At 51.3% G+C, this 24,430-nt stretch carries 22 protein-coding genes; 17 read left to right on the top strand and 5 right to left on the bottom strand.

From position 1 onward, the window contains the following. Positions 1 to 159 precede the first annotated feature (159 nt). Complete coding sequence (locus QZT18_RS11500) at positions 160 to 1,083, bottom strand: hydroxymethylglutaryl-CoA lyase (RefSeq protein WP_294148151.1); 924 nt, start codon at positions 1,081 to 1,083, stop codon at positions 160 to 162. 399 nt (positions 1,084 to 1,482) lie between these two features. Between QZT18_RS11500 and QZT18_RS11495 the strand changes: the two genes are divergently transcribed. The 8 genes from QZT18_RS11495 (at position 1,483) to QZT18_RS11460 (ending at position 10,319) form a co-directional block, all read left to right on the top strand. Further along, positions 1,483 to 2,289, top strand: coding sequence for a sugar phosphate isomerase/epimerase (locus QZT18_RS11495; RefSeq protein WP_294148150.1), 807 nt, complete (start codon positions 1,483 to 1,485; stop codon positions 2,287 to 2,289). Positions 2,290 to 2,330: 41 nt separating this feature from the next. Continuing rightward, complete coding sequence (locus QZT18_RS11490; protein ID WP_294148149.1) at positions 2,331 to 3,194, top strand: shikimate dehydrogenase; 864 nt, start codon at positions 2,331 to 2,333, stop codon at positions 3,192 to 3,194. Positions 3,195 to 3,238: 44 nt separating this feature from the next. After that, positions 3,239 to 3,793, top strand: a complete 555-nt coding sequence (locus QZT18_RS11485; protein ID WP_294148148.1) for a TRAP transporter small permease — start codon at positions 3,239 to 3,241, stop codon at positions 3,791 to 3,793. After that, positions 3,794 to 5,089, top strand: a complete 1,296-nt coding sequence (locus QZT18_RS11480; protein WP_294148147.1) for a TRAP transporter large permease — start codon at positions 3,794 to 3,796, stop codon at positions 5,087 to 5,089. Positions 5,090 to 5,172: 83 nt separating this feature from the next. After that, the gene (locus QZT18_RS11475; RefSeq protein WP_294148146.1) at positions 5,173 to 6,303 is read left to right on the top strand and encodes a TRAP transporter substrate-binding protein; all 1,131 of its coding nucleotides are present in this window, start codon (positions 5,173 to 5,175) and stop codon (positions 6,301 to 6,303) included. Positions 6,304 to 6,411: 108 nt separating this feature from the next. Next, on the top strand, positions 6,412 to 7,323 hold the full coding sequence (locus QZT18_RS11470) for a DMT family transporter (RefSeq protein ID WP_294148145.1): 912 nt from the start codon (positions 6,412 to 6,414) through the stop codon (positions 7,321 to 7,323). A 76-nt stretch (positions 7,324 to 7,399) separates the two neighbouring features. Then, complete coding sequence (locus QZT18_RS11465; protein WP_294148144.1) at positions 7,400 to 8,311, top strand: LysR family transcriptional regulator; 912 nt, start codon at positions 7,400 to 7,402, stop codon at positions 8,309 to 8,311. A gap of 172 nt (positions 8,312 to 8,483) precedes the next feature. Further along, entirely contained in the window at positions 8,484 to 10,319 is a 1,836-nt protein-coding gene (locus QZT18_RS11460) for a thiamine pyrophosphate-binding protein (protein ID WP_294148143.1), read from the top strand. Positions 10,320 to 10,500: 181 nt separating this feature from the next. Here the strand turns inward: QZT18_RS11460 and QZT18_RS11455 are convergent, their stop codons facing one another. Further along, complete coding sequence (locus tag QZT18_RS11455) at positions 10,501 to 11,625, bottom strand: tyramine oxidase subunit B (protein ID WP_294148142.1); 1,125 nt, start codon at positions 11,623 to 11,625, stop codon at positions 10,501 to 10,503. A 45-nt stretch (positions 11,626 to 11,670) separates the two neighbouring features. Continuing rightward, positions 11,671 to 13,014 carry a sodium/glutamate symporter gene (locus QZT18_RS11450; RefSeq protein ID WP_294148141.1) on the bottom strand — a complete coding sequence of 448 codons (1,344 nt, stop codon included), beginning with the start codon at positions 13,012 to 13,014 and terminating at the stop codon, positions 11,671 to 11,673. 246 nt (positions 13,015 to 13,260) lie between these two features. On the opposite strand from QZT18_RS11450, the gene QZT18_RS11445 reads away from it, so the two are divergent. Next, positions 13,261 to 14,754, top strand: a complete 1,494-nt coding sequence (locus QZT18_RS11445; RefSeq protein WP_294148140.1) for a sigma-54-dependent Fis family transcriptional regulator — start codon at positions 13,261 to 13,263, stop codon at positions 14,752 to 14,754. A gap of 288 nt (positions 14,755 to 15,042) precedes the next feature. Here QZT18_RS11445 and QZT18_RS11440 read toward each other — a convergent pair whose 3' ends face one another. Next, complete coding sequence (locus tag QZT18_RS11440; RefSeq protein ID WP_125141354.1) at positions 15,043 to 15,927, bottom strand: LysR family transcriptional regulator; 885 nt, start codon at positions 15,925 to 15,927, stop codon at positions 15,043 to 15,045. A gap of 239 nt (positions 15,928 to 16,166) precedes the next feature. Between QZT18_RS11440 and QZT18_RS11435 the strand changes: the two genes are divergently transcribed. From QZT18_RS11435 to QZT18_RS11400, 8 genes are all read left to right on the top strand, one after another. After that, positions 16,167 to 17,015, top strand: a complete 849-nt coding sequence (locus QZT18_RS11435) for a transketolase (RefSeq protein ID WP_294148139.1) — start codon at positions 16,167 to 16,169, stop codon at positions 17,013 to 17,015. Further along, positions 17,015 to 17,959, top strand: coding sequence for a transketolase family protein (locus tag QZT18_RS11430; RefSeq protein WP_294148138.1), 945 nt, complete (start codon positions 17,015 to 17,017; stop codon positions 17,957 to 17,959). The genes QZT18_RS11435 and QZT18_RS11430 overlap by 1 nt, the downstream gene beginning before the upstream one ends. 38 nt (positions 17,960 to 17,997) lie before the next feature. Next, positions 17,998 to 18,675, top strand: coding sequence for an aspartate/glutamate racemase family protein (locus QZT18_RS11425; protein ID WP_294148137.1), 678 nt, complete (start codon positions 17,998 to 18,000; stop codon positions 18,673 to 18,675). A gap of 193 nt (positions 18,676 to 18,868) precedes the next feature. Then, complete coding sequence (locus QZT18_RS11420; protein WP_294148136.1) at positions 18,869 to 20,701, top strand: thiamine pyrophosphate-binding protein; 1,833 nt, start codon at positions 18,869 to 18,871, stop codon at positions 20,699 to 20,701. A gap of 22 nt (positions 20,702 to 20,723) precedes the next feature. Next, on the top strand, positions 20,724 to 21,542 hold the full coding sequence (locus QZT18_RS11415) for a sugar phosphate isomerase/epimerase (RefSeq protein ID WP_294148135.1): 819 nt from the start codon (positions 20,724 to 20,726) through the stop codon (positions 21,540 to 21,542). 49 nt (positions 21,543 to 21,591) lie between these two features. Further along, complete coding sequence (fsa, locus tag QZT18_RS11410) at positions 21,592 to 22,233, top strand: fructose-6-phosphate aldolase (RefSeq protein ID WP_294148134.1); 642 nt, start codon at positions 21,592 to 21,594, stop codon at positions 22,231 to 22,233. 67 nt (positions 22,234 to 22,300) lie between these two features. Next, positions 22,301 to 23,158 carry a transketolase gene (locus tag QZT18_RS11405; protein WP_294148133.1) on the top strand — a complete coding sequence of 286 codons (858 nt, stop codon included), beginning with the start codon at positions 22,301 to 22,303 and terminating at the stop codon, positions 23,156 to 23,158. Further along, positions 23,148 to 24,089, top strand: a complete 942-nt coding sequence (locus QZT18_RS11400) for a transketolase family protein (protein ID WP_294148132.1) — start codon at positions 23,148 to 23,150, stop codon at positions 24,087 to 24,089. Before QZT18_RS11405 ends, QZT18_RS11400 begins: the two co-directional genes overlap by 11 nt. Before the next feature lie 154 nt (positions 24,090 to 24,243). Here QZT18_RS11400 and QZT18_RS11395 read toward each other — a convergent pair. Continuing rightward, a partial coding sequence (locus QZT18_RS11395; protein ID WP_294148131.1) for a hypothetical protein occupies positions 24,244 to 24,430 on the bottom strand: 187 nt, incomplete at its 5' end.

Here is a 24,430-nt window from a genome sequence, read left to right as displayed (position 1 = left end):
CATTCCACAAGCGGGAGCGAGTCCCCGCAGGAATTTTTTCTCCCGGATTCCCTCTCACGACACCCTAAATACCGGGACTGAAGACCTATCCCATCCCCCTTTAGCGGCAATAAAAAAGCACGCTCCCTCAGGAGCGCGCCTTTTTTATTGCCGCTAACCTCACACCTGCTGCGACTGAATCAGATCCCTGGACCTTCCGGCGCGCAGTATGTAGCTTTCCATATCATGGTTTAAAACCTCGCGGAGATTTTTGGAAAGTTCAATTACTTTCGCAATGTCGATTCCCGTGGCGATGTCTGCCTCTTCACACATGTGGAGCACGTCCTCCGTCGAAATGTTGCCGGCCGCACCCGGTACGAACGGGCATCCGCCGAGTCCGCCGAAGGAGCTGTCGAAACGGTCCATTCCGGCTTCCATGGCTGCCAGGATGTTGGCCATGGCCATGCCGCGTGTGTTGTGGAAATGCAGCCACCAGGTTGCCTGAGGATATTTCTCCTTTACATGGCAGCAGATATCGTAAACCTGGTTCGGTACCGCCATGCCGGAGGCATCGGACAGGGAGATTTCGGTGATTCCCACCTTCAGGTAAGCTTCGATGATGGCATCTACATCCTCGATCGGAATGCGTCCTTCCCATGGGGAGGCAAACGGCATGGAGATGGAACCGGAAATTTCAATTCCGTTTTCATTGGCGGCATCCACGCAGGAAGCGAAACCGGCTACACTCTCCTCGGGAGTCATGTTCAGATTTTTTAAGTTGTGCTGACGGCTGGCTGAGACGTTGAGCTTCACCTTTTTACAGCCGCAGTCGATGGCTCTCTGGATTCCTCTCAGGTTTGGGATGAGGGCGCGCAGCTCCACGCCGGGAACATCTCCGATGGCTTTAAAGACTTCATCGGTGTTTGCCATCTGAGGAACGGCTCTCGGATGCATAAAAGAGCCGACTTCAATGACCGGGAATTTTGCATCGATGAGGCCGCGCAGCAGCTCCAGCTTCTGCTCGGTGCTTAAAATATACTTTTCATTCTGAAGGCCGTCACGCAGGCCCACCTCACACAGGGTGATTGATGAGGGAAGTTTCATAAAATAGTTCCTCCTTTAATATATGTATCGTTTTTAGGTATCATTTTCAGCAAGACAAGAAGCAGCCACTTTCTGACTGCGTACGGTGTGTACGGTAATGCCGCTGCATCACTCTGAGATTCCTTATGAGTTCAGTATATCGGAGTTTTACCCTTCAATCCAATGCTTAATATGAATCAAATCATTGATAAAAGTGATGATTCGGGCTGAAATTTAGATGATTTGCTTAGTTTCTATGAACAAAAGTGAACAAAATGACGAAACCATGCAGGAAATTGATAAATCGATGAAAACTGCCCATTGGACGTTTGTGCAAATATCCAATAGAATGTAAATACAGAAAGCAAGTAATTGGTTGAAATGACTAAAGTATCAACATAGAAAGAGGAGGAATCATTGATGGAAAGAAAGTTTTCCCTGGCCTATCTTACAATCCCGGGCGTGGAGCCGCTGGACCAGATTAGAATTGCCGCTGAAGCAGGTTATGACTACGTAAGTCTTCGCACCATACCAATGGGATTACCCGGAGAGCCGCAGATATGCCTTGAGAAAGACCCTGAGCTTTTTAAGAAAGTCAAAAAGACTCTTAAGGATTATAATATGAAGCTGTTCGACATTGAACTTGTCCGCGTGCGTGAGGATCTTCCCTGCGACTTCAGAAAAGCATTTGAGTGCGGCGCCGAACTGGGAGCCACCGACGTACTGTCCAGCGTTTGGACAAAGGATCACGCATTTGCAGTAGAGCAGTATGGCAGCATCTGCGAACAGGCAAAGGAGTTTGGTCTTACGATTAACCTGGAATTTCCAATCGTATCCGGTCTTACCACACTGGATGACACAATGGCAATGCAGGATAAGGTAAATGCACCAAACATGAAGCTCCTGATGGACATGATTTACTGTCACTGGGACGGCGTAACGGCAGAGAAGATTAAGGGAATTGACCCGGCCCGCTTCGGTGTGATTCATCTCTGCGACTGCCCGAAGGATATGCAGGGACTTGAAATTGCACAGGTTGTCCGCGAAGGACGCGAATACTGCGGCAAGGGTGCGATAGACCTGGAAGGCCTGTTAAAAGCGTTTCCGGCCAACACCTGTTCCATCGAACTTCCAAATACAAAATACATAGCCGAGTACGGCGGGGCAGGCCACGCAAAACAGTGCCTGGATAATGCGAAAGCACTTTTTAAGAAGGCAGGCCTTTAAAGACAACGGTGTTTAGCGAGATTATGAAAGAAGGAAAGAGTATGAAAATCGATATTGATACTAAGATGATCACTCTGTTGGGCACACCATTAAGCCAGTCCTTCGCTGCCAGGATGCAGAATAAAGCCTACGAGGCAGCCGGGCTGAATATGTGTTATTTCTACACAGAGATTGATAATGAGCATCTGGGTGAGGTAGTGAACGGTCTCCGGTATATGAACTTTGCCGGTATGGCGGTGACCAAACCCAACAAGGTAAAGGTGCTTGAGTACCTGGATGAACTTGACCCGTTATGTGAGAAGATGGGTTCCAGCAACACGGTGGTAAAAACGCCGGAAGGCAAGCTTGTCGGTTACAATACGGATGGTGTGGGTTTCTACACTTCCCTGACCGAGGAGGGCGGCATCAAGGTGAACGAGTGCGTATTCTTCTGCTTCGGCGGAGGAGGAGCAGGACGGGCAATGTGTTCCATCCTGGCCTACCACGGAGCAAGAAAGATTTACATCACGGATGCCTATGAGGAATGTGCCAAATCTCTCGTAAGCGACATCAACGAGAAGTTTGCTCCGATTGCAGAGTTTGTTCCATCCGGTGACTTCTCAAAACTGGCTGCCTGCGACGTAGTATTAAATGCAAGCGGCATCGGTATGGGCTCTACGAAAGGCCAGAGCCTGCTTCCGAAAGAATATATCAAACCAAGCCAGTTCTACTTTGATGCATGTTACAATCCGGCTAAGACTCAGTTCTTACTGGATGCCGAAGAGAAAGGCTGCCAGATTCTGAACGGACTTGGGATGTCATTATATCAGGGCGCGGCTCAGATTGAGCTGTGGACAGATAAAAAAGCCCCGGTAGAAGTGATGCGCCAGGAGCTGCTGAAAATTGTGGCCGAGGGCAACGGCTGATATTACAATCGGCCGGGAGTATGTAAAAAACGAGGAGGTATAAGATGAAAATTGTCAAATGGCTGGATGAGCACCTGGAGGAATTTCTTCTGGTCATCCTTCTGGTAATAATTTCCTGCGTAAGCCTTCTGCAGGTTATTATCAGAAAGACACCGTGGATTCCGTCTCTGACCTGGGCAGAAGAGTTTTGCCGGTTCTGCTGGATCTGGAGCGTGTTCCTTTCCCTTCCATACACAATCAGGATGGGAAATATGCTGAGGGTAGGGGTTCTCTTAGATATGATGCCCAATGTGGTACACAAAGTAATTAATATAATCGTAGATTTCGTTACAACGGGCAGTATGGCCCTTTTGGCCTACCATTCCGTTACGGTTGTTCAGTCAATTAAGGCCAGCGGCGAGCCGTCACCGGCAATGCTGTGGCCCATGTGGATTGTATACAGTGTCATGCTGATTGGTTTCTGCCTCGCAGTGCTCCGCGGAATTCAGCAGATTGTACTCCATATAAAGAATTTTAACGAGAAAGAGTTAAGTACTCTCGAACAGACTATGCTCGAAGCGGCGGAAGAAGCTGCTCTGGCGAAAGGAGGAGAAGAATAGATGGCTGCACTGTTAGTATTTATAGTATTCTTGATTGGAATTGCGATTTCCATTCCGATCGGCGTCAGCATGATTCTTGGTTCCATCGCTCCGATTATGACAATGGGCAAAGGAGGAACGATTGTTCAGCTCCTGAATAATACATTTGCCGGAGCCAACTCCACACCTATCCTGGCGGTTCCCCTCTTCATCCTGGGCGGCGTTATCATGGCAAAGGGTGGTATTTCTAAGAAACTGTTTAACTTTTTCTCCTATTTTGCAGGCAGAATGCCGGGAGGCCTTCCCTGTGCGGTAATTCTGACCTGTCTGTTTTACGGAGCCATTTCCGGTTCCGGTCCGGCTACAACTGCAGCCGTAGGTTCCATGTGTGTTCCTTTCCTTACGGATTTGGGATACGAGAAGAAATGGAGCGCCGGCCTGATTGCAGTAGCCGGAGGACTGGGAGTTATCATCCCTCCGTCCATTCCGTTTGTACTTTATTCACTGGCAACGGGCGTTTCCACAGGCGACTTGTTCCTGGGCGGCGTATTTCCGGGTATTCTGATTGGTCTCTTCCTGATGATTTACGCGGTATTCTACTGTGTCCGTCACGGTGAGGACAGAGAGTTAATCAACGCAAGAATGCAGGAGCTGCGCTCCACCGGACTTGGAAAACTGTTTGCAGACAGCTTCTGGGCTCTGCTTTGCCCGGTAATCGTTCTCGGCGGTATCTACACAGGTTTTGTTACACCAACTGAGGCTGCGACACTTTCCGTCTTCTATGCGATTATCGTTTCCCTGTTCATCTACAAATCCATTAAGGTGAACGAACTGATTCCTTTCCTCTGTGAATCGGTTAAGACATACGGCGGCCTGGCATTCGTACTTGCATTTGCAACTGCATTCGGACGTGTGCTCTCTCTTACAAGAGCGACAAAAGCTGTTGAAACATTTATCCTCGGCAACTTCCATTCCGGTATTGCAATTCTGACCGTACTGGCTATCATCTTCCTGATTCTCGGCATGGTTATGGATACCGGCCCAGCTATCATCATTCTGGCTCCGGTTGTGCTTCCGGCCGTTCAGGCTCTGGGCGTTGACCCGGTACACTTCGGTGTTGTTCTGGTATGCTGCCTTTCCATCGGTCTGGCTACGCCGCCCTTTGGACTCGACCTGTTTGTGGCAGGTAATATTGCGGAAGAGCCGCCGATGGCGGTGGCGAAGAAGGCGGTTCCATTTATGCTGGCCTTCCTGGTTGCCCTGTTAGCTATCGTATATGTACCGTGGTTCTCCACATTCCTTCCAAATATGTTCTAAGGACAGGATTCACGGATTGATACAGAAATAAAGATACATATTTTACCGACACTTGAAAAACAAATTTAAGGAGGAATATAGTAATGAGAAAAATCACAGCATTGGTTCTGGCTACAGCAATGGCAGCATCATTAACAGCCTGCGGAGGCGGCGGAAAGACTTCCGAACCGGCGGCAACACAGGGAGCGGGAGAGGCTGCGAAGACAGAAGCGGCAGCAGCAGATACGGCAGCGCCGGCAGCAGATGCAGCAAGTTACGACGACCTGGATGCAGTATCCCTGATTGCAGCGGACAACAGCAGTAAAGGCGCGGCAGCACAGCTTTTCGGTGAGCTGGTAGCGGAAAAAGTAGATACGATTACAGGCGGAAAGCTGACAATCGAATATTTCCCGAACAGTGAGCTGGGCGATGACGGCGACCTTCTCCGTCAGCAGCAGTCCAACGATATCCAGATTGTAGTTTGCCAGACGGCTCCGGTTGTATCCTTTGTACCGGGCGTGGCGGTATTCGACCTTCCTATGGTATTCTCCAAATATGACGGCGATACAATCGACAAGGTTTTAAACGGCAGCGACTCCGCTTTCCGTCAGGAACTGAACACGGCTTATGAGGCAGCAGGCACACATCTTCTGGGAGTTCTTCAGAACGCAACTTACCGTCTGACGACTGCCAACAAAGAGCTGAACACACTGGCTGATTTCAAGGCTCTTCAGATTCGTACGATGAACAACAGCAACCATATGGCATTCTGGACGGCAATCGGCGCAGAGCCGACACCACTTGCATGGTCCGAGGTTTACTTTGCACTGCAGAGCGGAACAATTGATGCGGAAGAAAATGCGGCCGATACAATCGTGGGCGCTAACCTGAACGAAGTACAGAACGTACTGGCCTGCACAAACCATATTCTCTATGCAAACCAGATGTCCATCAACAAAGCTGCTTACGACGCCCTGGATCCTGCTTTCCAGGCAGCTCTCAACCAGGCCGTTTCAGAGGCAATGGCCGAGCTTCGCCCACAGCTTGCAGATATCGATTCAAACAACAAAAAAGCCCTTCAGGACAAAGGCATGAAACTCATCGAGTATGATAACGCTTTCTATGATGAAATCCTTGCCCTGGATACGGTTCAGAAACTCTACACCGACATTGACACACAGTGCGGCGGACTTGGAACAACTCTTCAGGATTCTCTGGAAAACGCAGCAAAATAAAGAGCTGCAGTTACTGATTCAAGCAGACGGATGTCACCGGGCGGGCGGCCTGCCGCAGCCCGGGACTCCTTATATCGCAGATGACGGCGGAAAGACCAGGAGGCAGATATGGCTCAGACCAGTCAGAAACAGGCGTTTCCATTACTATTTTTTACATTCTTCATCTGGGGAAGCATCTATGTGACCGGAAAAATGATTGCAGCCGATATACCGGCATCCCTGGTGGCATGTTTACGGTGCGTCTCCGCCATGATTCCTCTGCTGTTTATGTCACGGAAACATCTGAAAACAAAGATAGACGGCGCAGACTGGAAGTACTTTTTCCTCGTTGGTGCACTCGGTTACTTCCTGACGATTCAGATGATTCAGCTCGGCATTGCACTGACGGGGGCATCGATGGCAGCCCTGATTAATGCAATGACTCCGGTAGCGGTGACCATCCTTGCGGCATTTATCCTCAAGGAAAAAATCACTCCGGTAAAATGCCTGTGCCTCGTTCTGGCGCTGGCGGGAACCATTGTCATCACCAGCGGCACCTCCACTCACGGGGAAACACTTGGAATCGCCGTGGTTCTGGTGGGAGTTGTAGCCTTTGCCGCAGCCTCCGTTTATATGCGCAGACTGACTGCGAAGTATCCGGCGGTTCTGGTGACCACCTACAGTATGGCCATCAGCCTGATTTTCCACATACCCGTGGGAATCGTGGCAGTTTGTACACAGCCGATATCGGTTACCCCGCTCAGCGTGGCGGTAATCCTTTATCTCGGATTTGCAGGTTCCGGCCTGGCGCAGTATACCTGGACAAAATGCCTGTCCATGCTGCCGGCGAGCACCTGTTCCCTGTTTTACCCGTTACAGCCTGCTTTTGCAGCGCTTTTAGGAGCCTGGCTTCTGGGTGAGACGTTTACCCCTGCATTTTTCATTGGACTGTTCCTGATATCGCTGGATGTAGTTCTCAATACATGGGAGACGCGCCAGCTTGACAAAGAGCGGGTGGCAAGAGAATCCTCCAATATATAAAACGGTTGCGGTTTCCCGGAAACTTATAGATAATAGGAACGGGGAAACATGCAGAAAAGCGTTAGGAGGATTACATATGAATTTGCAGTGGCTGTATTATTTTAACACGATTGCAGAACTGGAGCACTACACGAGGTCGGCGGAAAAGCTGCACGTGAGTCAGTCAAACTTAAGCCATGCCATCAAGGAACTGGAAAATGAACTTGGGGCAGAGCTGTTTGAGCGGCAGGGACGCAATATCAAATTAACCAAGTATGGTGAAATATTCCAGCCATATGTTCAAAGGACTATAAATTCACTGGAGGACGGCATTACCACGCTAAAAGGGTATATTGATCCGAATGAAGGGACAATATCCCTGGCGGGATTTCCGTCGATGGCCCAATTTGCACCGGATCTCATGGTGCGGTACCAGTCGGATACGAACCGGCTGGGCGTACAGTTCCAGTACAGCCAGGAGGGGTGGAAAACACTCTACGGCATGCTGCTGGACGGTTCGGTCGACCTGATACTTTCTACAAGACTTAATCATCCGCAGGTTGAAGCTGCTTACATAGGAACGCACCGCCTGGTGGTGCTGGCGCCGGAAGGGCACCGGCTGGCCGGGGAGGGAAGCGTGGATTTGAGGGAGCTGGACGGTGAGAACTTTATCGCCTTTGACCCCAGCGGCCAACTGAGAAACCAGTTGGATGAGATTTTCAGGGAACTTGGAATCTGTCCCAATATTGTCATGGAGACACTGAGCGATCAGATTATATACGGTATGGTGGCAGCCAGACGCGGGGTAGCAATTGTACCATATCCGCTGGCCGGAGCGCCTTACAACACAGAGATTCTGCCCATTGCCAACGACATTCCCCAGCGTAAGCTGTACCTGCAGTGGAATAAGGAGCGGTATATCCCTCCGGCAGCCAAGTATTTCCGGGACTATGTCATCCGCAGCGGAGAGGTGTTCGAACAGTATATGGAACACCACGGACTGATATAGACGGAGCGGAAGCTGTTATAGGAAATCCGGATATTACAAATAAATTAAATAATATCCAAGGTGTTAAGAAATAGTTAAAAATTAGAAAAAAACAAAAAATAGAAAAAGAATCAAAAACAGATACAATAACACGCAGTAAACAAAAAGAAAGAATCTAAATGGAGGAACAACTATGAGTAAGAAACTGGTTTCCGATTTAATGGTAGATTACCTGGAACGCCGTGATGTGAAATATGTATTCGGCCTCTGCGGACATACGGTAATTGGTCTGCTGGACGCTCTGTCACGCAATGATAAAGTAAAATATATCTCAAACAGACATGAGGCGGTGGCGTCTACTGCGGCAGACGGTTATGCCCGTCTTACACACAAGGCATCCGTTGTTTTATGCCACCTTGGGCCTGGCCTTACAAACGTGCTGACCGGTGTTGCCAACGCAGCATTTGACTCTATCCCGATGGTCGTTATCGCAGGCGATGTACCGAGCTACTACTTCGGCCGCCATCCTCATCAGGAAGTAAATATGCACGGTGATGCAACACAGTACAAGATGCTTGAGCCGGTTGTAAAACGTGCTTGGCGCGTAGACGATGTGGAAGCTCTTCCAGACATCATGGATAAGGCATTCCGCCTCGCTGAGTCCGGCCGTCCGGGACCTGTCCTGATTGACATGCCGATGGATATGTTCTCACGCGAGATGGAAGATTATCTCTGGGATCGTACTTATAAAGACAGCCACATGACCATGCGTCCTGCACTGGATCCGGCAGCCGCAAAAGCCATCGCAAAGAAGCTTGTTGAGGCAAAGAACCCGGTACTTCATGCCGGCGGCGGAATCCTGCTTTCCCAGGCATCCGAAGAACTGGCTGCCCTGGCTGAGTTCCTGGATATTCCGGTATCCCGTACACTGATGGGACAGGGATGTCTCTCAGACCGTCATCCTCTTATGATTGGCCAGACAGGTTTCTGGGGACTTGAATTCACACATTCCCTTACCACAAAAGCCGATGTCATCCTTGGCCTTGGAACACGTTTCGCAGAGGCAGACAGCTCAAGCTGGTACCGCGGCGTAACATTTGACCCTGATTATACGACATTCCTTCAGATTGATATCGACCCGCTGGAAATCGGCCGCAACTATCCGGTTGAAATCGGCGCCATCGGCGACCTGAAGATTGGTCTGGCACAGATTCTGGAAGAAGTTAAGAAGATTTGTCCGGAAGGCAAAAAGAATCCTGAACTGAGGGCGAAGATTGCCGAGGCAAAGGCAGCTTTCAAGGAAAGCAGAACAGATATTGCCAACGACAGCCGTTTCCCAATGACACCTCAGCGCATCTTAAAGGATGTAAGAGAAGTTATCCCGGAGGATGCAGTAATCTTCACCGATGTAGGCTGGAACAAAAACGGCGTTGCACAGCAGTATGATATCACAATCCCGGGAACCATCCATCACTCATCCGGCCTTGCGACAATGGGCTTCGGTGCATCCGCAGTACTCGGCGGCAAGATGGCTGCTCCTGATAAAATCTGCCTCACACTGACCGGCGACGGCGGCTTCGGCGTAAACCCGACCTGCCTTGCAACCGCAGTAGAGCAGGATATCGCCTGCACATGGGTTGTTATGAACAACTCCGCATTCGGTACAATTGCAGGACTTGAGAATGCCAACTACCATACAAAATTCGGTACCGTATTCCACACACCGGACGGTGAGAGCTACACACCACGCTGGGCCGACGTTGCAAAAGCATACGGCGTAGAGTCTATCTGTGTAAACTCCGCAGAAGAGTTCAAACCGGCCCTTGAGAAAGCAATAGAAGCCAACAGGGCAGGACGTCCGTTCCTGGTAGAGGCTCCGATGGAGAACATCGTAGTTCCAACCCCAGGCTGCTGGAATATCAATGATATCTTCAGCCCGAACGACCTTGTAAAAGAAGGTAAGCTGGTGAAGGATGAGCACGGAAGATTCGTAGCTCCAAGCCATGCTAAATCCCACAATGCGAAATAAGAAATAAAGCAAAGAGGAATAAAGCAAATAGGTAATAAAGCACATAAAGTAATAAAACACATAAAGTAATAAAACACATAAAGCAATAAAGTAAAGGGAGCCGCCAAATCACATAAGTTTCAGTGATTTGGCGGCTCCCTCAATTAGTTCCGGTATAGTTAAGGCCAAGCGGTGGGGGCGCTTATGCCAAGTCCGGCTTTTCCCACAGGTTCAGCGAAGTGCCGAGTCCCAGTTTTTTTGCATTCTGGAGAAGCTGGTATCCCCAGGCCACGTCGTAGACCGGCATACCGCCCATACCGAACAGAATCTTCTCATCCTCGCTCTTACGTCCCGGGATCTTACCTGCCGTGATGTCTCCGAGATTGTCAATCTGCTTTTTCGTAATAAGGCCCTCATCAATTAAATCGAGATATTTGGTGCCGATCAGTCCCATGATATTCCAATACGGCGTTGTAAGCTCTTCGGACCATGCTTCATACATCTTCCAGTTATCTACCACGCGGCGGCAGCGGTCGCTGATCAGGAAATCGGAATCCATGTCTATACCGGCTGGGAGTGAGACAAATACGCCGGGTTTCAGCCAGTCTTCTTCAATACGCGGGTAAACTTTTCCCGAAGCCGCGACATTGACAATATCGGCTCCGCGGACAGCGTCCTCAACGCTGGAGCAGATTTCCACGTTTTTAACCGTCGGATAAGTCTCTCTGATAAAGTTTGCCAGGCGCTCGGCCGGTTCCGGGAATACGTCGTAGATGCGGACATTCTCAATTCCCGGCCTGCTGTCGATGAGGGACATAAAACAGGTGCGGCTGATAACGCCGGCTGCGATCAGGGCGCATGTTTTAGCGTCTTCTCTGGCAAGGTATTTTGCTCCCACGCCTGGGATTGCTCCCGTTCTGATTGCACTGATCAGGTTGGCGCTCATCAGGGCCAGAGGAGCTCCCGTATCCGCGTCATTGAGCATTACCATGAGGATGGAGCGGGGGAGTCCCTTCTCCAGGTTTGCCTTATTGGAGCCATACCATTTTTCTCCTGCAACATGGAAACGGCCTCCCAGATAGGTCGTCATCGCCATAAAACGGCGGTCTGGTCCGTTCTTAGGCATATTTGGGAACTGCGGCTCATCCGGGAATGAAATCAGGATGCCGTGGGAATTGTGGTTTCTTCCGCCCATGACATAGTCTCCCTGTCCCAGCAGGGTAAACACTTCCTCCATCACGCCGACACATTCATGCATGTCCTTTACACCGGCTTTAATCATCTCCTGCTCATCCAGATACAAAAAATCAATTTTTGTGCTGCTCATAATAAAAATCCTCCTTTATTTATTAAATCATTATTTGTTTTGATTTCAGGCATTAGATTTCCGAACGCTCTTATGAAATCCTTTCAGTTTCCACGTAACCAGCAGAACTATCACGAAGGCTCCCGCCAGGGCCAGCGTATAAGGCACCGCGAGTCCCGTGGCGATTAGAATCGGTCCCATCGTCACGACGGTCAGCTCCGCCCACATATTTCCAAACAGGTAAGAGAGCGAGAAATCATCCAGGGTGCCGCTCTTAAAGTTCGGATCGCAGATCCTGAGAACCGTAATACCGATTGCCGTAACTCCCGAGGCCCATCCGTAGGTAAAGATTCCCTTTTCAAACCAGTCCTTGGTAAACATCCTGGGTGCCAGCCATACGGCTACAAATATGTTGAACAGGATGCCGCAGGTGAACAGAATAGCCAGGGGCACCGCATATTTAACCACTATGCCGAGCTGGATGGAGGCCACGCCGAAACCAACCAGATAATCGGTAAATGTACTGCTGAGACGCGTAATTACCCTCCGGTCCACATATTTATCGGCTCCTCCAAGCCGCATCAGTTTCATGACGATGAAACCGACCAGCACCGCCAGGGAAAAGATCGGCAGGCTCAGCTTCGGATTCAGGTACAGGACAAAATCGGCGATTTTTTTTGCTCCGTAGGCCACCACGAAGAGAAGGGCGGTATGGACTGCCAGCGGATCTACCGAGATGGTTGAGAAGGACTCCCGGCCCATCACTTCCCGTTCCTGCTCCGGGATCAGTCCGGTACGGAAGCTCTCGGGGAGTTTGACAAAATCTGTAATATAGTTTGTATAGCCTTTTTTCGTGGCCAGTTTAATTAAAATAATTCCGCCAATCAGTCCCGACAGAATTCCCACCGTAGCGGAAGTCATGCCTAAGGCTCCGGCATCCTCCCAGCCCATTCCGGCAAAGGAATCTCCAACCGCGGCAGCCGTTCCGTGGCCGCCTACAAAGCCTGTGGGGAGCATGTAGCCAAAGCCCGGGTGAGTGCCAAAAACAGGAACGAACAGCAGAAGGCCTAAAACCATTGCCCACAGATGCTGCCCCAGGTAAGTCACCAATTGGAAACTCCACATCTGGATGACGCCGGAACTGCTTTTCTCTTTTTTGACGTTTTCCTGTGACAGCGGTAGCGCTGCGAACACCAGGACAATCAGTGCGCCGGAGTAGGAACCGAAGGCGGAGGAAAATGGAATTATCCCAAGGCCGTTTGGCCCGAAGATCAGTCCAAGTACGCCTGCCGTCAGTGATGCCGGAATAAAAAGCTCCTGAAGAATTTTCACCTTTGCCCTCAGCAGCTGTCCCAGAAGTATCAGGGCACTCATCAGGCCGAAGTCCAATATAACATCCCAAAAACTCATTGTAACCCTCCTTTTAGTTAATTAACTTGCCATGGCACTTTATTAATAAGCAACTTCCGTGCCAAAATGCCCCTCAGGGGTGAAATAGGAAAAATTAACCATTTGGATGCCATAAATCGGTTGTAAAACCCCGTGTCTTATGTGATAATTACTGTAAATAGGGTGATTTATCACCCTTGTACGTGTCATTTGAGTACGGAGTGATATCTCATGACATATCGTGTCTCACTGAAAGGAGGCTGCTGTTTGAATACTTTGCTTAGTGGAATACAAAATGAACTTCAGATTTTAGCTGACAACACTTCAAGTGCCCTGAACCTGGATATCGAATTTATTGATAAAAACCTGAGAAGGGTGGCCTGCACCGGATATGCCCGGCCTCTGGTAGGCTGTTATCTGACCCCGAACGGTGTTTTAAACCGCGCCCTTTACCAGCAGAAGGAGAGGCGTACCATCATCCACCATCCGGGAAGTGACGAGCGCTGCCGCAACTGTCCGCGCTTTCACAAGTGCCCCTGGATGGCCTCCGTCCACGCCTCAATCTGGGTGAACGACGAGCCGGTGGGAATCTTCGGCGTTACGGCTACCAATGAAACACAGGCGGAATTATTGAGCAGCCGCTTTGAGGAGATGGCTCAGTTTACAGACTCCTTTGTGGAGCTTCTGAGCGGTTACATGCAGTTTCGAAGCAGCAAGCCGCCGGTGACGCGGACCATCATCGTCCCACAGAATTCCCTGCCCCCGGCCGAACCGTTTTCCCGTATTCTGTCGGAGGATCCGTCCTTTATCCAGTTTAAGCAGAAGGCTGCGAAACTGGCCAGGTATTCGTCCACGGTTCTGCTGACCGGCGAGACGGAAACGGGAAAGGAACTCTTTTCCAGGGGAATCCATGAGCTGAGTCCCAGGAGTTCCGGGCCGTTTGTGGCAATCAACTGCGGGGCGGTCCCGGAGCAGTTGATTGAGAGTGAGTTATTCGGCTATAAAAAGGGTGCATTTACGGGAGCTTCCACGGACAAGCAGGGCCGTTTCCTTTCCGCCGACCGCGGCACCCTGTTTCTAGACGAGGTGGAAAACATGCCCCTGTATCTTCAGCAGAAACTCCTTCGCGCGCTGGAAACCCATGAGATAGAACCCCTGGGCGGTTCACGGCCCATTCCCGTTGATCTGCGTATCATAGCCGCCACCAACCGGCCGCTGGAAGAGCTGGTGGAGCGTGGTACGTTCCGCGAGGATTTGTTCCACCGCCTGAACGTGATTTCACTTAAGATCCCTCCCCTGAGGGAACGGGGCAAGGATGTGCTATATCTGTCGGGGCATATGCTCCGCAAATATAACCAGGCATTCCACAAGGAGATAGGCGGACTGAGCGAAGAGGTGCAGTCCCTGTTCCTTTCCTATCCGTGGAGGGGCAACATCAGGGAATTGCAGAACACGATGGAATATGCGGTCTGCATGTGCGAGGGCAGCCAGATTGGCCTGCAGGATCTTCCGGAATCGCTGATCACTGCGGCGCGCCGGATACTTCCGGACGGATTTAAGGCAGTTCCTGTGCCGGGAGCCTCCGCCCTGTCGTTCACCTTACCTTCATCCACATCCCTGCCCGAAGAAGCCGTGCAGCTTAAGAAGGCGCTGGAGCGCTTTGGATGGAGCGAGGAGGGACGGCTGAAGGCGGCGGCCGAGCTGGGCGTCAGCAGGGCGACCGTTTACCGGAGAATTAAAAAGTATAATTTAAAAGAATAACGTCAGGAAGGAAAAGAATCAAAAGCCGAAAACAGAGGAAAAAAGCCGAAAACAGAGGAAAAAAGCCGAAAGCAGAGGATAGAAAGCGGATAGCAGAGAATAGAATACGGAAAGCAATACAAGGATCAAAAAGCTAAAAATAAGGATTGGAATATAGAATGCTCCCATCCATACAGGTATGTTTTACTATAACAGTTACCTGTATGGACGGGAGCATCTTTTAATTGAGTGGCAATGAAAAGTTCGTGAAGCATGCTTTTCGTTGTTTGACGGGCAAGTTCTCCCCCGTCAGCCGCTGACCCACCCCTTTGCGAACCGCACGGCAGCGTCCAGGAGAGGCGACGACGCATCCCTGCGCCAGGCGATCCCCACTTCTTTTGTGATCTTTTCCTCTATTTTCAGTTCTACGACACCCGACAGAGTACGGGACAGAAATTCTTCGGACGGAAGGAAGGCCACGCCGAGACCGCCCTGGACCATGTAAAGTCCGGTGGTGGGGCTGCCGGAGCGGCAGACGATATCGGGTTCAAATCCGGCGTTCCGGCAGGCAAGGAGGCACAGCTCCGAGGCAACCTGTCCGCTCTGGTGGAAAATAAAGTGCTCATCCTTAAGTTCCTTTAAGCTCACCGTTTTCCTGCCTGCCAGCGGATGGCGGCTGGGAACGGCCAGAGAGTAGCAGTCCTCGCCCAGTTTGGCGAAATCGAGGCTTTGCGGCAGTTCCGTCAGCGGCCTGTTTAAAAAGGCCAGATCAATTTTGCGTTCCAGCAGCAGGTCCACAAGGCGGTGGGTTCCCTCCTGGATAATATTTACCGAAATATCGGGGTAGTTATAGCAGAAGGACGACAGCATCTCCCCAAAATCAATGCACTGCAGGCTGGTGATGATCCCCAGGGTCAGGCTGCCCTTGTGAAGACCGGCATAGAATGCCATCTCGGCTTCCAGGGCCTCGGTGCGCTGCACAATCTCACGCGCGCGCAGGACAAATTCCTTACCCGCATCGGTGAGCGTGGCGCCACGGGAATTGCGGTAAAACAGGGGCAGACCCAGCTCACGTTCCAGTTTTGCAATCTGCTGGGACAGTGCGGGCTGTCCCACATGGCAGGCCTGGGCGGCCAGGGAAAAATTCCCGCAGTCCGCCACGGCCAGAACATAGTTCATTGTATATAATTCCATTGGAATTCCTCCCGGCTCTTTACTTCTGGCCTTATTATATTATAAAAAAATCAAACGGACAACATTACTATCATTTTTAGTGATAGTAACTGTCAGGAAGAAGAATTGGATCTTTCTGAGCGGCTGTAGTAAGATCAAGTCAGAAACAGGAACTGAACTAAAAAGGCTGCCACCCGGGAGGAACCTGAAAGTCCAGAAAACATAAGATTTTATATATTTTAGGATAGGAAGGATTAATTATGGAAAATCGCAATTATTTCACAGAGCGTGATGTAGAACGCCTGGAGAAACAGGCGGTACAGCTCAGGCAGGATATCATTTCAATGATACATTCTGCAAAAGCCGGTCATCCGGGAGGTTCCCTGTCGGCGGTGGAAATGGTAACAGCCCTGTATTTTCATGTAATGAATATTAAACCGGAGGAGCCGGACTTCGCAGACCGGGATCGTTTCATCCTTTCCAAAGGCCACTCCTGCCCGGTACTGTATGCAGCCCTGGCACGCCGCGGATTCTTTGACCCGGCGATACTGAACACGCTGCGTCAGTATCACTCCATTCTTCAGGGACATCCGGACATGAATAAGGTGCCGGGCATCGACATGACGGCAGGTTCCCTTGGAAACGGCCTGTCGGCAGGCGTGGGAATGGCTCTTTCGGCCAGGCTCCACCACCAGGATTACATGACCTATGTCATGCTGGGTGACGGAGAGATACAGGAGGGCATGGTCTGGGAGGCTGCGATGGCGGCCAGCCACCATAACCTCAAAAACCTGGTGGCGATTGTGGACTGCAACGGAGTCCAGATTAACGGCTGGGTGAACGACATCATGACCGTTGAGCCTCTGGGAGACAAATGGCGCTCCTTCGGCTGGAGGGTTGTGGAAGTAAACGGACACAATATGAAAGATGTGCTTACGGCGCTCCACACGGCAAAGACCATGAGGAACCCTACGGTCATCCTGATGCGCACCGTCAAGGGCAAGGGCGTCTCCTTCATGGAAGACGACTCGGCATGGCATGGAGCGGCGCCCGATGACGAACAGCTTGTAAAGGCAATCTCAGAGATAGAGGAAGGAGGTGTTGTGTGATGGCAAAGACACTTGCAACCAGAATGGCATTCGGCCATGAACTGATAGAAATCGCAAAAACAAACGAAAACTTCGTAGTCTGCAACGCCGACACCAAGGCATGCGGCCTGGAGAAATTCGGAAAATACTTTCCCGAGAGGGAGTTCTCGTTCGGCATTGCCGAACAAAATATGGTGGGGGGCGCAGCCGGACTGGCAGCCTGCGGAAACAAGGTGTTCCTTGCAACATTCGCGGTATTCGCTTCCATGAGGGCCTGTGAGCAGGTAAGAACCTTCGTGTGCTACCCGAATCTGAATGTGACCGTGATAGGAACCCATACGGGACTTCAGGTCGGCGGCGACGGCGCTACCCATGCGGCGATTGAGGACGTGTCCATCATGCGGTCCTTCCCGAACATGACCGTGGTTCAGCCGGCCGACGCGGTATCCGCAAAAGCCCTGGCCCATGCGGCGGTAGATTTTACCGGCCCCCTCTATGTCAGGCTGCACCGCAATCCGGTGGAAGACATCTATGACCCGGCCTCCTATGAGTTTGAATGGGGCAAGGCGCGCACCGTAGTGGATTACGGAAACGATATGACAATGATAGTCTCCGGAATACTGCTTAAAAAAGCGCTGGATGCGGCCGCTGTTTTAAAGGAGCAGGGAATCCTTGTGAGGGTGCTCGACATGGCATCCATTAAACCGTTAGACAATGAGGCGGTAATAAAGGCGGCGCGGGAGACCGGAGCGGTCATGACAATCGAGGACCATACCATTTTCGGCGGCCTTGGTTCCGCGGTGGCGGAAGTGCTGGTGGAACAGGAACCGGTTCCGATGCAGAGGATCGGCGTCCAGGATAAATTCGGTGAATCCGGCGATCCGGAGCTGCTTTACCGTGACCACGGCATGGATGTGGATTCCATCGTGGCAAAGGCAAAGGCGCTAATCGCCAGAAAAAGATAGACGGCGCGGTAAACCCGGCCGGGAAAGGACAGGTAATTATGAAATCCCCACATGTATGTATTTTACAGACCAGTTTTGCCAAACGGGAGGATACCATCGCATTCCTGAAGGAAAAAGTCCCGGGAGTGAGGGTGGAATTTATCACCGACAGCACCCTGCTGAATGATGTCCGTGCAAACGGAGGGCCAAGCCAGGCGGTAATCGACAGGATGACTCTCTACGCAAAAGCGGCGGAAATCTCCGGAGCGGATTTAATCGTCAACTCCTGCTCCACGGTGGGAGAGGTGGCCGACATCTATGAGAAAGAAGTGAATGTCCCCGTTATGAAGGTGGATCTGCCGATGGCTGAGGAGGCGGTAAGTCTGGGAACGAAGATTGCCCTGATTGCCACGGTGGAAACAACGCTCGGTCCGAGCCAGAGACTGATTGAAAAGACAGGCGCGGCACAGGGCAAAAAGATGGATTGCACACAGTATCTGCAGAACGCCGCCTGGGATGCCCTTCAGGCAGGACATCCGGAAGAGCACAACCGCATACTGATGGAAAACATCAGAGAGCTGGATAAAATGGGGTACGACGCCATCGTAATGGCCCAGGTGTCCATGCGCGCGCTGCTGCCCGACTTAAAAGACGTAAAAACCCCCTTACTGTGCAGCTTTTTCTCGGGATACGGAAGAATTGCCGAAAAGCTGAATGAAATTGCGGCAGAAAAATAAGGATAAAACCGGGCGTTAAGAATAGAACCGGACATTAAGAATAGAACCGGACATCAAGAATAGAACCGGACATTAAGAACAGAACCAGACATCAAGAATAGAACCAGACATTAAGAACAGAACCAGACATCAAGAATAGAACCAGACATTAAGTATGAAATCGGACATAAAAGAGTAAACGGAGGAGATTAAAATGAGCAGCAAATTAGTATCTGATTTATTAGTAGATTATCTGGAACGCAGAGGCGTTACTAAGTTATTCGGTCTTTGCGGCCATACCGTAATCGGAATGCTGGACGCACTGTCCCGCAGCGAGAAAATCCAGTACATAGGAACAAGACATGAGAGCGTGGCCTCCACGGCCGCAGACGGTTATGCCCGTGTGACACATAAGGCATCGGTGGTAATGTGCCATCTGGGGCCTGGTCTTACCAATGTAATCACAGGCGTTGCCAATGCCTCGCTGGATTCCATCCCCATGGTAGTTATTGCCGGTGATGTGCCGAGCTACTACTATGGCCGCCATCCTCACCAGGAAGTGCAGATGCATGCCGACGGCGACCAGTACAAACTGCTGGAGCCGGTTGTAAAGCGCGCCTGGAGAGTGGATGATGTGGAAGCGCTTCCCGACATTCTCGAAAAGGCATTCCGCCTGGCCGAGTCCGGCCGTCCGGGACCTGTCCTTGTGGACGTTCCGATGGATATGTTCTCAAGAGAGATGGATGAGGAACTTTGGGCACGCACCTACAAAGGAAATCTCGTAACCATGCGTCCCGCCCTGGATCCTGCGGCTGCAAAGGCAATCGCAAAGAAACTGGTGGAGGCAAAGAACCCGGTTCTCCATGCAGGCGGCGGAATCCTTTTATCCCAGGCATCCGAGGAACTGGCTGCTCTGGCTGAGTTCATGGACATTCCGGTATCGCGTACACTGGCAGGACAGGGCTGCTTATCCGACTTGCACCCGCTGATGATTGGACAGACCGGTTTCTGGGGCCTTGAATTCACCCACTCACTGACCACGAATGCCGATGTAATCCTGGGCCTCGGCACCAGATTCGGCGAGGCCGACAGTTCAAGCTGGTATCAGGGAGTCACATTCGACCCTGATAAGACCACCTTTTTACAGATTGACATCGACCCGATGGAGATCGGACGCAACTATCCGGTAGAAATCGGAGCCATGGGAGACTTAAAGATTGGTCTTGCCCAGATCCTTGAAGAAGTGAAAAAGATTTGTCCGGAAGGACGAAGCAATCCGGAACTCCGGGCCAGAATTGCCAGGGCCAAGGCAGAGTTCAAACAGTCCAATGCATCGATTTCAAGTGATAACCGTTTCCCGATGACGCCTCAGAGAATCCTTAAGGACGTCAAGGAAGTGATTCCGGAGGATGCAGTGATCTTTACCGATGTAGGCTGGAACAAGAACGGCGTTGCACAGGAATTCGACATTACGCGTCCGGGAGCCATCCACCACTCATCCGGTCTGGCTACCATGGGATTCGGCCCGTCGGCTGTACTGGGCGGCAAACTGGCTGCTCCCGACAAAATTGTCCTTAACCTGACCGGAGACGGCGGTTTCGGCATCAATCCGTCCTGTCTGGCCACTGCGGTAGAGCAGGGAATCGCCTGCACCTGGGTGGTTATGAATAACTCGGCCTTCGGTACAATCGCAGGACTTGAAAATGCCAATTATAAAACAAAATTCGGTACGGTATTCTATAAAGCCGACGGAGAGCGTTACACCATTTCCTGGGCGGACGTGGCAAAGAGCTACGGAATCGAGTCCATCTGCATTAATTCTGCGGAAGAATTCAAACCGGCCATGGAAAAGGCCATCGAAGCCAATAAGGCGGGCCGCCCGTTCTTAGTGGAGGCTCCAATGGAGAACATCGTAGTGCCGACGCCGGGCTGCTGGAATATCAACGATATTTATACGCCGAACGCACTCGTTAAAGAAGGAAAACTGATTAAGAAAGAGAACGGCCGTTATGTAGCGCCAAGCCATTCGAAATCTCATGATGCATAATTGCATGAAACGGAGGTAAACGATGAAAAATTTATTTTCTTTATCTTATCTGACCGTGCCGGGTACCCACCCGGCCGATCAGGTAGAAATCGCAGCCCGATGCGGCTACGAGGGAGTCAGTCTGCGCCCGATCTCAATGAAAATGCCGGGGGAGCCTGACTTCAGGCTGGCAAATGAGGTGATTTTTAAAAATGTCAGGGCGGCCCTTGAACGAACCGGAGTGCGCCTGATGGATATTGAGCTGGCGCGCGTGGGAGACGGACTTGATGTGGCCTCCTACGAGGCGGACTTTGAGAAAGCCGCCGAGCTGGGGGCAAAATACGTGATTTCCAGTGTCTGGACCCTGGATCGGGAAGCGGCTCTTCGTCAGCTTGAAATGATATGTGATATGGCTGCAAAGTATGATCTGCTTGTGAACCTGGAATTTATGGCATTTGCCAATGTACGGACTCTCGAAGAATCTCTGGAGGTAATGGATATTCTGAAGCGTCCCAATTTAAAGCTTATGGTGGATACGCTCCATGCCCACAGAGCCGGTGTGACGCAGGAAATGCTGAAAGAGATACCGGCAGAGCGGTTCGGCTTTGTCCATCTGTGTGACGGACCCGGATTTATCCCTCCGTTAGACCATCCCGATATGACCGGCGTAGCCCGTTCCGGACGTCTGTACGTCGGAGAGGGAGAGATTGATATCGCCGGAATGCTGCATGGAATCGCCAATATCCCGTACTATGCCATCGAACTGCCCAACGCCGCCGAGATGGAGGTTAGAGGTAAGCTGGGACACGCGGGCCGCTGCCTGGAGACGGCGAAAAAATACCTTGCGGCGAACGGTCTCTGATGAAGAGAAACGGTGAGTTCTAAAGGCAGCATTTCTAAGGGAGGACAGTATGAAATTTTTTATAGATACGGCTAACGTAGACGAGATCAGGGAAGCTAATGAGATGGGAATTATCTGCGGAGTGACGACAAATCCGTCCCTGATCGCAAAGGAAGGCCGCGACTTCTCTGAGGTAATCAAGGAGATTACGGAAATTGTGGACGGTCCCGTATCCGGGGAAGTGAAGGCGGATGCGGAAAAAGCGGAGGAAATGATTGCACAGGGCAGGGAGATTGCCAAAATCCACCCTAATATGGTCGTCAAAATTCCGATGACGGCGGAGGGACTTAAGGCGGTGAAATCGCTTTCGGCGGAAGGAATCAGAACGAATGTGACCCTCATTTTCACCGCCAGCCAGGCTCTTCTGGCCGCCCGGGCGGGCGCATCCTATGTGTCTCCTTTCCTCGGAAGACTGGACGACATTTCCACCTGCGGTACAGACCTGATTTATGATATTACGCAGATATTCGGCAATTACCCGGACATCAGTACGGAGATTATCTGCGCGTCCACGAGACATCCGCTGCACATTATTGAGTGTGCAAAGGCGGGAGGCGACATCGCCACCGTGCCGTATAAGGTCCTCATGCAGATGGTGAAACATCCTCTGACCGATGCGGGAATTGAGAAGTTTAAAGAAGACAGTAAGTGATAAGAGAGCCTGCGCCCTGCCGTTAATGGATTAAGGAGCAGGCTCTTTTCAGAAAAGGAGTTTTTCTATGAATCTATTGAAGCTTAAAACAACGGCAAATGAAGTCAGAAAAGGAATCCTAACTTCCGTACACGCGGCAAAGTCCGGCCATCCGGGCGGTTCCCTTTCGGCCGCGGACATTCTGACTTATCTGTATTTTGAGGAGATGAATATTGATCCCTCCCGGCCGGACTGGGAGGGCAGGGACCGTTTCGTACTGTCCAAAGGACACAATGCGCCGGGGCTGTATGCGGCTTTAGCGGAAAGAGGATATATCCCAAAGGAGGATCTGGTGACGCTGCGCCACACCGGCTCCTATCTCCAGGGGCATCCCGATATGAAACACATAAACGGCGTCGACATGTCCAGCGGTTCCCTGGGACAGGGAATCTCGGCGGCGGTAGGAATGGCGCTGGCCGCTAAGATGGACGGCAAATCCCACCGGGTGTATGCGCTTCTGGGAGACGGGGAGCTTCAGGAGGGCCAGGTCTGGGAGGCCGCCATGTTCGCCGGGTTCCGGGAACTTGACAACCTTGTGGTGATTGTGGACAACAATAATCTCCAGATAGACGGCTCCCTCGAAGAAGTCTGTTCCGCCTATCCGATTGATAAGAAATTTGAGGCGTTTCATTTCCATGTCATCTGTGTAGACGACGGAAATGATATGGAAAAGCTGAGGAGCGCGTTCCGGGAGGCCCGGACGGTGACCGGTAAACCGACCGCGATTATCGCGGAAACCATTAAGGGAAAAGGAATTTCCTTTATGGAGGATAAAGCGTCCTGGCACGGCAAGGCCCCGAATGACGCGGAATATAAGACCGCCATGGAGGAACTGGAAAGTCTCGGGGAAAAACTTGAAAGGGAGGGATGCAAAGATGGAGAATAAAAAGATTGCAACCAGGGAGAGCTACGGCAACGCCCTGGCGGAGCTTGGAAAACTGCATGAGGATCTGGTTGTGCTGGATGCCGATCTGGCGGAGGCAACGAAGACCGCGATTTTCCGCAGCGCTTTTCCCGAACGCCACATCGACTGCGGAATTGCGGAATGTAATATGATTGGGATTGCAGCCGGACTTGCGGCGTCGGGTAAAGTGCCTTTTGCCAGCTCTTTTGCCATGTTTGCGGCAGGCCGCGCCTTTGAGCAGGTCAGAAACTCCGTGGGTTACCCCCATCTCAATGTGAAAATTGCAGCCACCCATGCCGGAATCTCCGTTGGGGAGGACGGGGCTACCCACCAGTGCAACGAGGATATCGCTCTGATGAGGACAATCCCGGGAATGACCGTCATCTGCCCAGCCGACGATGTGGAGGCGAGAGCGGCGGTGAAGGCCGCCTATGAGCATGACGGCCCGGTGTACCTGCGGTTCGGCCGCCTTCCCGTTCCGGTTATTAACGAAAACGCCGGTTACCGGTTTGAACTGGGAAAAGGAATCGTGCTGCGGGAGGGGACCGATCTGACGATCGTGACCACCGGCCTGTGCGTTCCCGCCTGCCTGGAAGCGGCAAAAATGCTTGCAAAAGAGGGCATCAGCGCGGAGGTGGTGAATATCCACACAATCAAACCCATCGATGAAGAACTGCTGTTAAAGGAGGCAAAAAAGACCGGAAGGATCGTCACGGTGGAGGAACATTCCATCATCGGCGGCCTGGGCAGCGCCGTCTGCGAGGCGCTGTCGGAACAATACCCCGTTCCGGTCCACAAAATCGGCATCCGTGATACATTCGGAGAGTCCGGCCCCGCCGGAGAACTTCTAAAAAAATACGGACTGGATGCAGAGGGAATCGGGGAAGAAATCCGAAGACAATTCAGGCACTGATTCAACAGGGAACCCTTGTAAAACAAGGGTTCTTTTCTATTATAGAAATTCTCTATGGACATGAGAGAATTCCGGTATTAGACTTTTGAGGCCACGGCATATATACTGAAATTACCGTAAGGACGAGGTAAAAGGTCAAATATCCCACAGCAAATTACGGAGCATTTGACCCCGCGGGCAGCCGCCGATTGGCCATACAGACATGGCCGCCAGGCACACTGCTTTCGCGAGAAAAAACAATATAGTGTAAAGGAGATTTATTGTTATGGCAAAAGAAGTAACCCCAGAGCAGATCCAGATGATCGAAGAAATGGTAGCACGCGCACGCGTTGCAGCCGACA

Origin of the sequence: uncultured Clostridium sp., from assembly GCF_900547735.1 — a bacterium.
Classification (GTDB): Bacteria; Bacillota; Clostridia; order Lachnospirales; family Lachnospiraceae; genus Otoolea.
Note: the sequence above shows the minus strand (reverse complement) of the source record. Positions and strands in the feature narration are given on the sequence as shown.

Coding starts and splice junctions, on each gene's coding strand:
- QZT18_RS11495 (WP_294148150.1), top strand. CDS start 1,483: ATGGAAAGAAAGTTTTCCCTGGCCTATCTTACAATCCCGGGCGTGGAG.
- QZT18_RS11420 (WP_294148136.1), top strand. CDS start 18,869: ATGAGCAGCAAATTAGTATCTGATTTATTAGTAGATTATCTGGAACGC.
- QZT18_RS11450 (WP_294148141.1), bottom strand. CDS start 13,014: ATGAGTTTTTGGGATGTTATATTGGACTTCGGCCTGATGAGTGCCCTG.
- QZT18_RS11475 (WP_294148146.1), top strand. CDS start 5,173: ATGAGAAAAATCACAGCATTGGTTCTGGCTACAGCAATGGCAGCATCA.
- QZT18_RS11440 (WP_125141354.1), bottom strand. CDS start 15,927: ATGGAATTATATACAATGAACTATGTTCTGGCCGTGGCGGACTGCGGG.
- QZT18_RS11425 (WP_294148137.1), top strand. CDS start 17,998: ATGAAATCCCCACATGTATGTATTTTACAGACCAGTTTTGCCAAACGG.
- QZT18_RS11455 (WP_294148142.1), bottom strand. CDS start 11,625: ATGAGCAGCACAAAAATTGATTTTTTGTATCTGGATGAGCAGGAGATG.
- QZT18_RS11480 (WP_294148147.1), top strand. CDS start 3,794: ATGGCTGCACTGTTAGTATTTATAGTATTCTTGATTGGAATTGCGATT.
- QZT18_RS11405 (WP_294148133.1), top strand. CDS start 22,301: ATGAATCTATTGAAGCTTAAAACAACGGCAAATGAAGTCAGAAAAGGA.
- QZT18_RS11485 (WP_294148148.1), top strand. CDS start 3,239: ATGAAAATTGTCAAATGGCTGGATGAGCACCTGGAGGAATTTCTTCTG.
- QZT18_RS11400 (WP_294148132.1), top strand. CDS start 23,148: ATGGAGAATAAAAAGATTGCAACCAGGGAGAGCTACGGCAACGCCCTG.
- QZT18_RS11430 (WP_294148138.1), top strand. CDS start 17,015: ATGGCAAAGACACTTGCAACCAGAATGGCATTCGGCCATGAACTGATA.
- QZT18_RS11490 (WP_294148149.1), top strand. CDS start 2,331: ATGAAAATCGATATTGATACTAAGATGATCACTCTGTTGGGCACACCA.
- QZT18_RS11415 (WP_294148135.1), top strand. CDS start 20,724: ATGAAAAATTTATTTTCTTTATCTTATCTGACCGTGCCGGGTACCCAC.
- QZT18_RS11460 (WP_294148143.1), top strand. CDS start 8,484: ATGAGTAAGAAACTGGTTTCCGATTTAATGGTAGATTACCTGGAACGC.
- fsa (WP_294148134.1), top strand. CDS start 21,592: ATGAAATTTTTTATAGATACGGCTAACGTAGACGAGATCAGGGAAGCT.
- QZT18_RS11500 (WP_294148151.1), bottom strand. CDS start 1,083: ATGAAACTTCCCTCATCAATCACCCTGTGTGAGGTGGGCCTGCGTGAC.
- QZT18_RS11465 (WP_294148144.1), top strand. CDS start 7,400: ATGAATTTGCAGTGGCTGTATTATTTTAACACGATTGCAGAACTGGAG.
- QZT18_RS11470 (WP_294148145.1), top strand. CDS start 6,412: ATGGCTCAGACCAGTCAGAAACAGGCGTTTCCATTACTATTTTTTACA.
- QZT18_RS11435 (WP_294148139.1), top strand. CDS start 16,167: ATGGAAAATCGCAATTATTTCACAGAGCGTGATGTAGAACGCCTGGAG.